Origin of the sequence: Wolbachia endosymbiont of Zygogramma bicolorata (assembly GCF_051130665.1) — a bacterium.
Classification (GTDB): domain Bacteria; phylum Pseudomonadota; class Alphaproteobacteria; order Rickettsiales; family Anaplasmataceae; genus Wolbachia.
In genome coordinates this window covers 320,838-335,439 of the sequence record NZ_CP149530.1, presented here as the reverse complement: position 1 = coordinate 335,439, position 14,602 = coordinate 320,838, and the positions used below count along the sequence as shown (strand labels likewise).

Annotated in this window: 9 protein-coding genes and 3 pseudogenes; 8 read left to right on the top strand and 4 right to left on the bottom strand. The window is 35.3% G+C overall.

The features are described 5' to 3' along the window. Positions 1-54: 54 nt before the first annotated feature. Positions 55-204: pseudogene (locus tag WKH12_RS01475) on the bottom strand (MFS transporter); the annotation flags it as partial. Between the two features lie 136 nt (positions 205-340). Here WKH12_RS01475 and WKH12_RS01470 point away from each other — a divergent pair. The 4 genes from WKH12_RS01470 to WKH12_RS01455 all read left to right on the top strand — a co-directional run bounded on the left by WKH12_RS01470 (position 341) and on the right by WKH12_RS01455 (position 4,130). Further along, positions 341-928, top strand: coding sequence for an ankyrin repeat domain-containing protein (locus WKH12_RS01470; protein WP_434732462.1), 588 nt, complete (start codon positions 341-343; stop codon positions 926-928). Between the two features lie 85 nt (positions 929-1,013). Further along, positions 1,014-2,270 carry a hypothetical protein gene (locus WKH12_RS01465; RefSeq protein WP_434732461.1) on the top strand — a complete coding sequence of 419 codons (1,257 nt, stop codon included), beginning with the start codon at positions 1,014-1,016 and terminating at the stop codon, positions 2,268-2,270. A gap of 178 nt (positions 2,271-2,448) precedes the next feature. After that, entirely contained in the window at positions 2,449-3,804 is a 1,356-nt protein-coding gene (gene tnpC, locus WKH12_RS01460; protein WP_434732159.1) for an IS66 family transposase, read from the top strand. Between the two features lie 83 nt (positions 3,805-3,887). After that, the gene (locus WKH12_RS01455) at positions 3,888-4,130 is read left to right on the top strand and encodes a hypothetical protein (protein WP_434732460.1); all 243 of its coding nucleotides are present in this window, start codon (positions 3,888-3,890) and stop codon (positions 4,128-4,130) included. Between the two features lie 10 nt (positions 4,131-4,140). Here WKH12_RS01455 and WKH12_RS01450 read toward each other — a convergent pair whose 3' ends face one another. Continuing rightward, complete coding sequence (locus tag WKH12_RS01450) at positions 4,141-5,316, bottom strand: aspartate aminotransferase family protein (protein WP_434732459.1); 1,176 nt, start codon at positions 5,314-5,316, stop codon at positions 4,141-4,143. 65 nt (positions 5,317-5,381) lie between these two features. On the opposite strand from WKH12_RS01450, the gene WKH12_RS01445 reads away from it, so the two are divergent. Together WKH12_RS01445 and WKH12_RS01440 are read left to right on the top strand one after the other, a co-directional pair. After that, positions 5,382-6,809 (top strand): sensor histidine kinase, encoded by a 1,428-nt coding sequence (locus WKH12_RS01445; protein ID WP_264688069.1) that lies wholly within the window; start codon positions 5,382-5,384, stop codon positions 6,807-6,809. A gap of 280 nt (positions 6,810-7,089) precedes the next feature. Further along, a pseudogene (locus WKH12_RS01440) lies at positions 7,090-8,047 on the top strand (IS630 family transposase). A gap of 75 nt (positions 8,048-8,122) precedes the next feature. Here the strand turns inward: WKH12_RS01440 and tnpC (WKH12_RS01435) are convergent. Continuing rightward, a complete protein-coding gene (tnpC, locus tag WKH12_RS01435; RefSeq protein ID WP_434732010.1) occupies positions 8,123-9,478 on the bottom strand; it encodes an IS66 family transposase in 1,356 nt (451 codons plus the stop codon). Positions 9,479-10,739: 1,261 nt separating this feature from the next. Here tnpC (WKH12_RS01435) and polA point away from each other — a divergent pair. Both polA and WKH12_RS01425 read left to right on the top strand, forming a co-directional pair. Further along, positions 10,740-13,298: a DNA polymerase I gene (polA, locus tag WKH12_RS01430; RefSeq protein WP_434732458.1), complete on the top strand. Its 2,559-nt coding sequence runs from the start codon at positions 10,740-10,742 to the stop codon at positions 13,296-13,298. A gap of 50 nt (positions 13,299-13,348) precedes the next feature. Next, positions 13,349-14,392, top strand: coding sequence for a hypothetical protein (locus WKH12_RS01425; RefSeq protein ID WP_434732457.1), 1,044 nt, complete (start codon positions 13,349-13,351; stop codon positions 14,390-14,392). Between the two features lie 115 nt (positions 14,393-14,507). Here WKH12_RS01425 and WKH12_RS01420 read toward each other — a convergent pair. Further along, positions 14,508-14,597: pseudogene (locus tag WKH12_RS01420) on the bottom strand (IS66 family transposase); the annotation flags it as partial. Positions 14,598-14,602 lie beyond the last annotated feature (5 nt).

Genomic DNA, 14,602 nt, shown 5'->3' with positions numbered 1-14,602 from the left:
AAATTATTCTATTTTAGAAATTTTTCTTTATTCCTCTATTTATTTTTAGGAATTGGTATTAGCTAGCGCAACTTGCGCGATTGTAAGTCCAAGTTCTTTTTCAAGATTCACACTTATAAAAGTATAAACTATCTGAATATTGCTGAGTATAACAACCAAGTTACTGATCAGCCAAATGAACCAAGCCTTAGCTCTGCTTTCCATAAGATTTATTTTTATAAGTAATCTATTAGAAATTTAACACTAAGTCTCTTTTTAAGCTATTGTTTCCTGAATAAGTGCTGGACTTGACTTTCTTTAGCTTTATTGTACAATTAAATAATTTTAGGGTTAGAGTAATATGGCACCACGTGAGTCTCAATTAAAAAAGTTTAGGAATATATTTGCAAGAATAAGTAATAATATTGACTCTGGTAAGGTTAGTTATACTGGAATTTATGAGGAAATAAAAAATCAGTTAAGAGAAAATTTTAGTACTGTATATGAAGAGTGGAAAAATAGTAATTTTAATCCAAGTTTTAAGTTCAAGTTATACAGTAGTTTAAATAGAGTTAAAGAAACAACGCTACTACATAGGGCAATTGAATGCAGAGAAAAAGAGCCTGCATGTATACTACTAATTCAATGTTTATTGGAAAAGGGAGCTGACATTAATATAAGAGATAGCAATAATCAGACTCCGTTAAGTAGAGCTGTTTACACCGAAGAAGATAAGAATAAAGAAGTAGTAAAATTATTATTAGACGCAGGGGCAGATCCAAATGCAATGGATGATGATGATAATGTTCATGATTTAAAAACTCTATTATCCAGAGCATGCCGTTATTCTGATGAAAGTCTCAACGCAGAGTCAGCAAAACTTCTACTAGAAAGTGGAGCAAACATTAATGAAGTGGTGGATAATAGAGGAAATACTGTTTTACATTAGCTTATTCGTCAGTCATTTGACATATTAGATAGAGAACAAGCTTTCAAAGAACAACTTATTGATTTAATAGAATTTTTTATAAAATATGGGGCTAATATTTATGCTAAGAACACTGGTGGCTACACTCCTGAAAGTAATATTGAAAATCAACTTCGTACCTATAGCGTGGAAGCAAAAGGATTCAATAGAGTACCACAGAAAGTTACTTGAGTTGGTAGATAAGAATAAGGACCTTGAGTCACTTGTTAGTATCATAAGAGGAAATGGCCTAATCAGTACAAGGGGCCTTCAAGTTTGCAGTAAAGCGATACCTCAAATACTTGGAATATCAGGTATAAAGCTTGCCGTTAAAGGTACTATTGTTGACGGTGAAGTTGAACAAGAGTTTTCTCAAGGGCCTGTTATTGAGATTGAAGGTAATCCTCTTATTAAATATTACGATTTATTTGACAAGATCATTGCTGCATTTCCAGGAAACCCTGTAATCGGTAAACTACATGTACGATTTTGTAGCCCACCGAAGGAACTAATGTCTACACTGGTCACTAGGCAAGAGCTTTGTGAAAACTTTAAAGAAACGTCAGATAAGAAATTCTTTAATAACCTGAAACAAGAGCTCAGTAATCTTAACAGTCTTAAAAAAACGCTAAATGATGAATACTACAGTAGTCTGTACGCTAGCCTTCAGACGTTTGTAGGAATGCTAGAAATTACGCTAGAAAAAGAAACGGTTAAAAGCAGTTATACAGAACTCAATAATGAACTTGTGCCTATAAAACAAAAGCTGTGTGGTTTTATAGAACAGCTAAGAAGAAAGGAGCAAGAAGTAGAAAAGCGGAAAGAAGAAGATCTAATGTATGAGGTATGTCGCTATATCAGAGATAACCTGCATGTTATAAAGCGAGAGCTTTGGGGTGAACCAAGAGCATCAACTGAAACAAAAAAAGAGGAAGGTAATGTAACAAAACAGCATGTTGCACAAAAAGAGCCTGATAAAGGTACTGTAAAACAGCACGGTAAGAAAAAAACAGGAGGTGATTCTGATAGCAAAGAAAAAAGGGAGAAGGCAGCTAGTGAGAAAACAGTAATGGGACACCCTCCTATTAATTCTGGGGTTTATTCTCAAAAAGAGCCACCAATATTTTCTAGAAAACAAAAAATTGCAATTGCTGTTGGTATTGTTGCTGCACTAGCAACAGCTTTGGTCTGTTATTCAGTTCAACTACCCATTTTAGCAATAGTTGTATCTGCGTTAATAGTGGGAGCTGGTGCTTACATGATATCAAGCAAGCTCTACGAAGTTGTTGTCTGTAACGGTACTAACCAACAGCCTGGTTTTTAGTTGCTTTATGTAAAGTATCAATAACTTGAGATATAGCTGATTCACTTATAAAACTCCGTGGCTTAGGGTTTTGTTCTTTTAACCTATCAAGATTTCGTAACCGTTCACGGAGATAAGGTGGTTTACAAAGTAAGTATAAAAGTGTAAAGAGATAGGAAGCTAAATATGGAATGGGTAAATGACAACAGTGCTGCAAGAAAAGGTTGTAGCAGAAAACGCTAATCTCAAGGAAGAAATAAAAGCACTGATCAGAGAAAATGATAGCTTGAAAGCAAAAATAGTTGAATTAGAAGACAAATTGGGCTTAAATTCGCAAAATTCATCGCTGCCACCATCACGAGATATATATCGTAAGAAAGCAAAAAAGAAAAGTGATAAAAAACCAGGAGGTCAGCCAGGACATAAGGTGCATAAGCGTGAATTAATGGCTGCAGACGAGGTAGTGAGATGCACAATTGATACAATTTGTATGTGTGGAGGTAAGATTACTTTAGAAGATGAAATTATTCATCAGAAGGCAGAGTTGCCAGAAATTAAGCCAATTGTAACTGAGTACGGGTTGCAAAGAGGACATTGTAGAGTATGTAATAAAAGAATTACAGCAAATTTACCCGAAGGTGTTGCAAGAGATTTTCTAGGACCCAATGCTAAAACAGTTATAAGCAGCCTTAGCGGCTTTTTTATTAACTCAAAAAGAGAGGTACAGCAAATTTTGGGCAGTATTTTTAATCTAAATATAAGCCTTGGTTTAGTCTCAAATACTGAACGCAGGGTATCGAAGAAGTGTGCATCTGAATATGAGAAAATGAAGGAAGAGTTGCAAGGAAGCGAGTATTTGCATATAGACGAAACAGGGCACAGAAATCAAGGAAAGAGAGGCTGGAGTTGGGTAATAACAAACAAAGCGTTGACACTTCTGAAGGTAAGCGAGTCTCGTGGTAAGAAGGTGTTGAAGAGTTTACTGCCAGAATATGATGGTATATTTGTGAGCGATAGATACGCTGTATACAATTACTTCAATCGTGAAAATAGACAGATATGTTGGGCACATCTGGCAAGAGATTTTGAGAGATTTGCCCATAGTAAAAATGTTGAAGTGAGCAAAATTGGCCAAGCACTAAAATCGCTCAGCAATAAGGTGTTTGTAGTAGATAAGGCAAAAAAACAAAATTTGATAGATAATTTGAGATTTTATCGACTGGTGCGAAAAATTCGGAAAAGGGTAAAACATTTTTTACGTAAAATGACGAGGGTTGCAAATAGCACTCAAGCTTCAAGAATGGCCGCTAAGATGTTACGATCTGAGGATATGATGTGGAAGTTTTTAAGAAAACCTGAAGTGATAGAAACAACTAATAACCTTGCAGAACGGCAAATTAGACGGTACGTAATTTATCGTAAAAACAGCTTTTTCACCTGGTCAGAACGTGGAGAAAGATTCGTGGAAAGAATGTTGTCGATATTTTTGACATCACGTCTAAATGGCCAGAACCCCTTTCAAAAGCTACAGAATCTAGTAGCTGTCACTGCTTAGTTCTTTAATTCATTCTCACAATCCGTGAACGGTTACAATGCGTTTTTAGAAACGATTTAGTACAGGATTTATTAGACATAACATTGTCGCTTGGTAATAACGCTTTTTTCTATACTCCGACAAGCATCATACAATCATTTATATTTGAGGATGCAACAAAGTTTGACTCACTAAGTGATATGAATGAGCTTACACTGATAAGAGAGCAGGATAAGGTAAAATACATGAACGAGATGGCTGATGCTATAGCTACTGACCTATCTTCAGTCCTGATACAGCCAATACCTCATGAAGAGAAATCTCCTTATGTGTCTGCATCTGCTTGATACGTAGCACTTAATCAGAAGATTTTTCAGATAAGTATTGTCTAAGAATCTCAATTCCTTCATCAATCTCATTTTCAGTGATAATTAGTGGAGGTAAAATTCTCACAACGTTATCTGATGTTACCCCAACAGTAAGCAAGCCGCGATAACTTAGCTCTTCTGCAAACTTTTTATTGTTTGCTTTCACCTTTATTCCAAGCATTAACCCTTTCCCTCTCACTTCTTCTATTATTGGAAATTTACTTGCTAAGTCTTCTAATTTATTTTTTAAATACTTACCTCTAATTTCAACATTTTTCAAAAAGCCAGGACTGAGCAATTCTTCGAGCACAGCATTACCTACTGAGGTTGCAAGCGGATTGCCACCAAAAGTGGAACCGTGCATACCGACCGCCATATACTTAGCAGCCCTTTCAGTTGCAAGACAAGCCCCTAGCGGAAAGCCTCCTCCTATTCCCTTTGCAAGAGCACATATATCAGGTTCCACTCCTATATGTTCGTATGCGAATAATTTTCCTGTCCTACCAGCACCGCATTGTACGCAATCAAAAAATAACAATATGTCATTTTCATCACACAGCTTTCTTAGTTCTTTCATAAAGGCTTCATTCATTACTTTGATACCACCTTGCCCTTGTATTGGTTCTATTAATATAACACCTATGTCATTAGAAATTGCTTTCTTTATGCTCTCAATATTGGGCTCGATATTATCACACCAATCAATACAGGGACTCAGTAATTCAGAAAATTTCTGTTTATCGTTTGCAGCACAAGTTAGGAAGGTTCTTCCATGAAATGCACCATGGAATGTTAAAATTCTGTGACGGTTTTTATTGCCTTTTCCGTTTTGATAGACCCTAGCAATCTTAAGCCCACATTCTACTGCCTCTGATCCAGAATTTGAGAAAAATACAGTGTCAGCGAAACTGTTGTTTATTAATTTTTCTGCAAAATTATTGGCAGCAGGTATATTATAGGTATTTGATATATGCCATAATTCTTCTCCTTGCAATTTTAGAGCACTAATTAATCGCGAATTGGTGTGACCTAAGCTACTAACGGCTATTCCAGAGTGAAAATCTACGTAGCGCTTACCGTCAATATCATACAAGTAAATACCTTTACCATAAGAAAAATTTATGTTAACAGGAGAATAAACTGGCAAAATAGGAGAAATTGTCATAAAATATTATATGCTAAATTTTATTATTAATAACATAAAAACCGTTGTTTCACAATAAGAAGAATATGTATAAGCTAGGTAAATCAATGTTTTCTGCGCTGGAGAAAAACAAATACACAAAAGTTATTGCATTACTCTCATCGATCTTTATGATTTTATTCAGTGTGATATATTGTAATTATTTACTAAGGAGTAATTTCCTTTCTTCTTACCGTGATTCAAGTGTAAACTTAAAAAGTATACTGGAAAATGGCATAATAAAAAAATACCATTATTTACTAATAGAAAAGCATCACATTAAATACAAAAATTTTGACTACATAAACCAACTGGTAAAACTGCGTGCTGAATTATTACAATCAGTGAGCAAAGTAAAGGATTTCAGCTTAATACTGTATGATCAAAACAGCAGAATAATATTCAGTAATTTTAACACTCAAGATTATGATTATGAACAGTTACTTACAAACGATGAAATTGATGAACTATTAAGTAACCAAGAAATATTTTATACTACAGGAAATACATTAACTTCTATTTTTCCTATATTCCATGAAAATAGCGTTAAACCTTCGTTTTTTTTGAAGATTCTTCGAAACTACAATAATTCTTATGTTATAGCATATGGCCTATTTTTAACATTTTTGGGCTTATTATTAATAATTTTAATATTAATAATGTTCTATTTGCAATTTTCTAATACCCAAATGCTAGCCAAGCAACATAAAACTAACATTGAATTACAGCAGATAAAAGAGGCATTAGAGCAAGAAAATGCAAATAAGCTAAAATTTTTTGCAAGCGTTACACATGAATTACGCACACCTCTTAATGCTATTATTGGATTTGCGGAGTTGATCAAAAATGAAACTTTAGGTTCAATGGATAACTCTCAATACAAGGAGTATGCAGACGATATATATAATGCAGGAACACACTTACTTACCTTAATTAATGATGTGTTAGATTTTTCAAAAGCTGAATCAAGTAGTTTAACAGTAGAAAAAGTGAAGTTTAACCTGAACAAAATAATAGATTCATGCGTAAATATGCTATTACCTAAATTAAAAGAAGCCGGGATTAATTTAAAAAAAGAGACGACTAATAAACAATTATTAGTCATTGCAGATCCTAAGAGAATGAAACAAGTTATAATAAATTTATTATCAAACTCAATCAAGTTTACTCCCAAAGATGGTTTAATAAGAATGGTGATAAAAGAAAATATAGAAAAAAACTTATTAACTATTGAGTTTCATGACAATGGAATAGGAATAATGCAGCAGGATATATATAAAGTTATGTCTGTTTTTGGCCAAGCAGATTCGGGATATAGAAATGAAGGTACGGGCATCGGATTACCGCTAAGCAAGAAATTAGTAGAGTTAATGGGTGGAACTTTCGACATTAAAAGTGAAGCAAAACTTGGTACTACGATAACATTGAACTTCTTTTATGAAGAACAAACATGTGAAGATTCGATTGATTTTTAATAGGATCTATTTGATATTGTCTTGAAAACCACACTTTATCAAAAGCAGCAAGCCGAGAAGGTAGGTACCGTCTGGCTAGTCAACAAGAAAATTATAAAAATTGAATCTCAAGCTGTATTGTAAAATCAAAAAATACTTCTAACTGTGTAGCGGTATACAGATTATAGTTAGTGGATATGTTGATAAGTAAATTAGTTATACCAATTCCCGCTATACAAGTAACGGATAGACAATAATGGAAAAAAAGCCATACTGGAGTAAGTAAAATAGCGAGGTTTAAATGGCATTAAGATCAAAATTATTGGATGAAAAAGTGAGCAAAAGAAATGCTGAAGAAAGTAAGAAATAATGCATATGTTGCAAAAAAACTAAATGCTGTAATTGCAGCAAAAAAGCATAGTATAACAGCCGTAGCAAAAATATGTTGCATTTCAAGAAAGGCACTTACTGCATGACCTAAAGTTTGGAAGAGAAGAAAAATTATTTGCTCCACCTCAACGACGTAGAAAAACTATATTGAATCAAAGTCAACGTGAACAAGTTGAGGTGTGGATAGAGGAAAACCCCAATATTACTATAAAAGAAATGAAAATAAGAATTCAGGAAAGGTTTGGTTTAGCAAGTCTACAGTACACCGTAATATGCAAAGAATGAAATTCTCATATATCACACCAAGACCAGTGCATAACGGACAAGATAAAAGTAAACAAGAGGAGTTTAAAAAAAAATCTTAATGAAACTATTGTCATGTATCCTGAAAAAGAGCTGTTTTTCTTCGATGAATCGCGGTTTGGCACACATTCAAAGATTGGACACGGGTGGTTTAAAAAAGGCATTAGGACACAGGTTAAGGTAAAACTAGGTAGGAAAATTTTTATCTCTATAGTGCACCAGAAATGGAGAGAGTTCTGGCTCAAACGTCAATACTGATTGTATGAATATATTCCTTGAGCAGATGTCACAATATTTAGGAACAAGGGAAGCATTTCTTATCATGGATTGTGCTAGTTGGCATAAGTCAAAAAATTTAAAGGTGCCTAAAAATATTGACATTATATACCTACCTCCATATTCACCTGACTGTTGAGAGGTTTTGGTTATACATAAAACAGAACATTTTGCGCAATAAAATCTATGATACAATTGCTCTGCTTGAGAGCGCTTTGTGCAAATTTATTGCCTCTCTTTCTCACTCCACAATTAAACAACTCTGCAATGCCTCTTATTTGATTCACTAATAATGAGAATTGGTATTAGAACAATTGGGGAGAAATCTTGTAACCGTTCACGGATTGTGAGAATGAATTAAAGAACTAAGCAGTGACAGCTACTAGATTCTGTAGCTTTTGAAAGGGGTTCTGGCCATTGAGACGTGATGTCAAAAATATCGACAACATTCTTTCCACGAATCTTTCTCCACGTTCTGACCAGGTGAAAAAGCTGTTTTTACGATAAATTACGTACCGTCTAATTTGCCGTTCTGCAAGGTTATTAGTTGTTTCTATCACTTCAGGTTTTCTTAAAAACTTCCACATCATATCCTCAGATCGTAACATCTTAGCGGCCATTCTTGAAGCTTGAGTGCTATTTGCAACCCTCGTCATTTTACGTAAAAAATGTTTTACCCTTTTCCGAATTTTTCGCACCAGTCGATAAAATCTCAAATTATCTATCAAATTTTGTTTTTTTGCCTTATCTACTACAAACACCTTATTGCTGAGCGATTTTAGTGCTTGGCCAATTTTGCTCACTTCAACATTTTTACTATGGGCAAATCTCTCAAAATCTCTTGCCAGATGTGCCCAACATATCTGTCTATTTTCACGATTGAAGTAATTGTATACAGCGTATCTATCGCTCACAAATATACCATCATATTCTGGCAGTAAACTCTTCAACACCTTCTTACCACGAGACTCGCTTACCTTCAGAAGTGTCAACGCTTTGTTTGTTATTACCCAACTCCAGCCTCTCTTTCCTTGATTTCTGTGCCCTGTTTCGTCTATATGCAAATACTCGCTTCCTTGCAACTCTTCCTTCATTTTCTCATATTCAGATGCACACTTCTTCGATACCCTGCGTTCAGTATTTGAGACTAAACCAAGGCTTATATTTAGATTAAAAATACTGCCCAAAATTTGCTGTACCTCTCTTTTTGAGTTAATAAAAAAGCCGCTAAGGCTGCTTATAACTGTTTTAGCATTGGGTCCTAGAAAATCTCTTGCAACACCTTCGGGTAAATTTGCTGTAATTCTTTTATTACATACTCTACAATGTCCTCTTTGCAACCTGTACTCAGTTACAATTGGCTTAATTTCTGGCAACTCTGCCTTCTGATGAATAATTTCATCTTCTAAAGTAATCTTACCTCCACACATACAAATTGTATCAATTGTGCATCTCACTACCTCGTCTGCAGCCATTAATTCACGCTTATGCACCTTATGTCCTGGCTGACCTCCTGGTTTTTTATCACTTTTCTTTTTTGCTTTCTTACGATATATATCTCGTGATGGTGGCAGCGATGAATTTTGCGAATTTAAGCCCAATTTGTCTTCTAATTCAACTATTTTTGCTTTCAAGCTATCATTTTCTCTGATCAGTGCTTTTATTTCTTCCTTGAGATTAGCGTTTTCTGCTACAACCTTTTCTTGCAGCACTGTTGTCATTTACCCATTCCATATTTAGCTTCCTATCTCTTTACACTTTTATACTTACTTTGTAAACCACCTTATCTCCGTGAACGGTTACTCTCTAGATCCCGCTAACAAGTAGCGGGATGACGAGATGCCACCGCGAACCGTCATACCGCCGCGGTATCTCACCCGCTAACACGTAGCAGGATGACGAGGTTATCGTCATACCACCGCGAACCGTCATACCGCGATTCATTCGCGGTATCTTTTAGCATAGATCCCGCTAACAAGCAGCGGGATGACGAATTACTTAACCATCATCTACACCGTCATACCGCCGCGGTATCTCTTAGCCGCTAACAAGTAGCGGGATGACGAGTTACTATACCACCGCGAACCGTCATACCGCCGCGGTATCTCTAGATCCCGCTAACAAGCAGCGGGATGACGAATTACTTAACCATCATCTACACCGTCATACCGCCGCGGTATCTCTTAGCCGCTAACAAGTAGCGGGATGACGAGTTACTATACCACCGCGAACCGTCATACCGCCGCGGTATCTCACCCGCTAACAAGTAGCGGGATGACGAGTTACTATACCGCCGTGAACCGTCATACCGCCGCGGTATCTCTAGATCCCGCTAACAAGCAGCGGGATGACGATTGTCGTTTAGCCACAAATATTAAGAAATTTACCAAATAAAAAAAAAGGCAAAAGAAGCCCCGATTAATATCTATTTAAAAACATTGGCGTTTTTTAAGTCTTAAACACTGCAATTTAGCTGCTTTTAAATACAACTTACCTTAGCTAAAATGTTTAAGAAATTTACTAAGCAGAAAAAAAGGCAAAAGAAACCCCGTGTTAGCTAGTTGTCACTCTCTAATCCTGCAAATTGGCGTACTATACTGTCTTAAACGACTTATAAGCGCGTTTCAGCTTATATAGGCAAAAACCTAGAAATGTTGTGAAGACATAAGGTGCACATAGTGCAAAAAATTAAAAATAAGACGCCAACTACGTTGTTTTCTTGCTGTTTAATCTGCACAGATGAAGATAACTGAATACCTTCAGTTTCATGATAAGGGGGCTGGCGGAGTTTGTCAAGTAAGTTTTTTCGTTTCTATTCCCAATAAAAGTTCGTCATATGGTTATGCAAGAAGTCTAATTGGTATAACCATGCATGAATGCTATTTTCGGCAGAATCTCTTACAATGCTCAAAAGCAGAAAAACAAAAACTTGATTTTCGCAGCTAAATAGTGGACCATCAAAAGCACGCATAAATATCTACAATGAAAGAAAAAACTTTCACAATCATCGATGGCTATGGTTTTCTTTTCAGAGCTTACTATGTACTACCTCACTTAATTACCACAACAGGAATGCCAATAGGTGGTGTATATGGCTTTCTGAATATGGTTCTTAAGTACATTGCCCATTCGGACTACTTAACTATAGCACTTGATGCAGGAAAAAAGAATTTTAGGCACAATTTATATCCTGAATACAAAGCAAACAGAGTAACCCCTCCTGAGGATCTAATTCCACAGTTCACCATACTGAGGGAAGCGGTAGAAGCTTTTAACCTCAGCTATGAAGAAATTGAAGGTTATGAAGCAGATGACATAATCGCAACACTAGCTGCAAAATACGCCAACCACCAAGACTTTAAAGTGGTAGTCGTTTCATCAGATAAAGATTTATTTCAACTCTTGAACCACAATATTTTAATATTCGACCCCATTAAAAATATATATATAGATGAAAAACAAGTAATAGAAAAATTTGGTGTAAACTCACACAAGCTTCTTGATTTATTTTCTCTAACTGGTGATGCATCTGACAACATTCCAGGCGTTCCGGGAATAGGTCCGAAGACTGCAGCTAAATTACTAGATGAATTTGATTCATTGAATAATATTATAGAGAACATTGATAACATCGAGCAAACGAGGATTCGTAATATTCTTGCTGAACATAAGGAAAAAGCGCTAATTTCAAGAGAACTTTTATCACTATGCGAAAAAGTAGACCTTCAACATGATATTGCAAAATGTGAAGTTCGCCCTCCAAATATGGAAAAACTATTATCCTTTTTAAAGAAGTATGAATTCAATTCCTTAATAGGTAAAATAGAAAAGCTTTTTTCCTATAATGGATCTAGCACAAAAGAGAAAATAGAATATAGTAGTGAAGAGTTAGAGAAATTTTTGGAGCATTGTAGATATGAAGGCAAAATTGCAATTCATTACCACCTTGAAAACAATGTATTAAGTCTATCTTATAGCGAAAGTAATATTTTTTGTATAGAGCAAGATAGCATACAAAATGCACTCATTACAATCAACTCAACTTTACTCTCAAATGGGGTGCTTAAAATAATACATAACATTAAAGAGATGAGGAAAATCTTCCCTGCAGTGGAGAAGATGCTAGATTCAGTTGATGATTTGATGATAATGTCGTATAGCTTGGATACAGGAAAACATGATCACAGTATTCCAAACATAGTTGCGCATAATTTGAGTGAAAATGCAGAAATTTTCTCGGCAAAAACTTTAATAGCAATTCATGAAAAGCTAAAGCAAAGGTTATTTCAGGAAAAATTGTTCACAATTTACGAGCGCTTCGATAAGCCACTTATGAAAGTGATATTTAATATGGAGAAAAATGGAATATTACTAAATATTCAAAAACTACAGGAGCTGTCCGATAAATTTCAGCAGGTAATTGCTGTACTTGAAAGTGAGATATATAATTTGGCAGGGGAGAAATTCAACATTGCGTCACCAAAACAATTAAGTGATGTTTTATTTAATAAAATGGGGCTTAATAAAAAGAAAAAGTCAAAATCTGGATCGTATAGCACCAATTATGAAGTTCTAGAGGCACTCGAAGAAGAAGGGGTAGAAATTGCAGGTAAAATTTTAAGTTGGCGACATTCAAGTAAATTGAAGAGTACCTACACTGATGCATTAATAAAACAGGTTGATCCGCTCGATGATAGAATACACACAAGCTTTTCAATAACTGCAACTGGAAGGCTGAGCTCCAGCAATCCTAATTTACAGAATATTCCTATCAGAAGCGAAGAGGGAAATCTTATCAGACAAGCATTTATTGTGCCAAAAGGGTGCAAGATAATCTCTGCTGACTATTCGCAAATAGAATTGAGGCTCCTGGCACACGTTGCAAACGTTGCAGCATTTAAAGAAGCTTTTGCAAACGGACAAGATATTCACGATATCACCGCTAGGCAAGTTTTTGGAGTGCAAGAAATAGATGAGCAATTAAGACGCAAAGCAAAATCCATTAATTTTGGAATTATATATGGAATCAGCCCGTTTGGCCTTGCAAAACGGCTTGGAATTACCATTGCGGAAGCTGCTGAATACATTAATTACTATTTTTCCTGTTACCCAGAAATAAAGGTCTATATGGAAAAAGCAGTGTCTATCGCAAGATTGCATGGTTATGTAGAAACTTTGTTTGGCAGGAGATGCTTTGTAAGAGACATAAACAATACAATTCCTTATGTAAGACAATTTGCAGAAAGGGCAGCAATAAATGCACCACTGCAAGGAACCGCTGCTGATATAATAAAACGTGCGAAGATTCAGCTTTTTGATCAGCTGAAGATAGGTAAAATAATCCTCCAGGTTCACGATGAACTACTGGTTGAAGTAGAGGACGAAAAGGTGCAAGAAACAGCAAAACTTATGAAAGACGTAATGGAAAATGCAATAGAAATTTCTATACCACTTGAAGTAGAAATAAAAATTGGCGACAACTGGGCTCTTAATTATGACTTAAACATGGCGGATTCTAAGAGTATAGATTATTTGAATTAATATGAAAAATATGTTACAATTAAAGTATAGTAAATGTGAGTAACTCAGTTATGACAAAAATATTAACTCCACAAACAAAGAATTTGGAGCCTTCAAATCAGGTAACTAACAAAGATGAGAAAGTTTTTAAATTTAAAAACGAGGAGCACCAGTTAATCTATCGTGCTTTCCTAGATACTTTAGAAAATCCAGAAACTCTAGAAAATCTAAAAAAGCAAACGAAACAGGAAATAGAAAAGAAGGAACAGAAATTGAAAGAAGAACTTCCAGATCGAGAAAAACAAGAATTACAGGATGATCTGAAGTCATTAGATGAACGATTAGAGCGATTACAGAATGGAAATGAAAAGAAAATTTTTACTTTTATATCAAAAAATCATGAAGGTATATTCAATAATATTAATCAAGAAGATATAAAGTTACTAAGTGAAGAAAACTTTTGTCAGCTTTTACTTTCCGTATTTGAAAAAATTAGAGAAAAAAATTTAGCTAGTGAAGAGAATTTAAAGAATAACAAAATAAAGCAAGAAGTAGCTGAATGTGTAGCTGATATACGTGGTACAGAAGCTAAAGATTCATTCATAAAGCTTGCTGGGTGGCCGTTTGGAATAAAGATAGACCCAAAAAATATTTCCAGCTCTTTTATGAATGGGGTGAAAGAAAAAATACCATTCTTAGGTAAAGATAAAAAAGAAGAGGATGAACCACCACTCAGTGATGAAGAGATGGCAACAGCATTCTTACGTAAGATTTTTCTTCCTATTTCTTTTTCCATTGCTTCAATATTAATTTTTGGTCCTACTACACTCGCGATAGTTGCTGCCGTTATTGGTACAATATTCGCCATAAAAGGGGGAGTGGAGGTTCTTTTTTCAAATGACAAAAAAGGTACTTTATATAACCCTCATTCACGAGATGAAAAGAAAAAAGAAGGATGGGATGGGAAAATTCTTGATGGTATTAGTAAAATTTTAGGATCCAAAGTTAATGAAACTGGGCAGGGTAATCAACCTGCTGTAACAACTGAGGAGCAACTTACTCAAAAGAGTGAGCAGTCTACTGGTAACCGTTCACGGATTGTGAGAATGAATTAAAGAACTAAGCAGTGACAGCTACTAGATTCTGTAGCTTTTGAAAGGGGTTCTGGCCATTTAGACGTGATGTCAAAAATATCGACAACATTCTTTCCACGAATCTTTCTCCACGTTCTGACCAGGTGAAAAAGCTGTTTTTACGATAAATTACGTACCGTCTAATTTGCCGTTCTGCAAGGTTATTAGTTGGTAACCGTTCACGGATTGTGA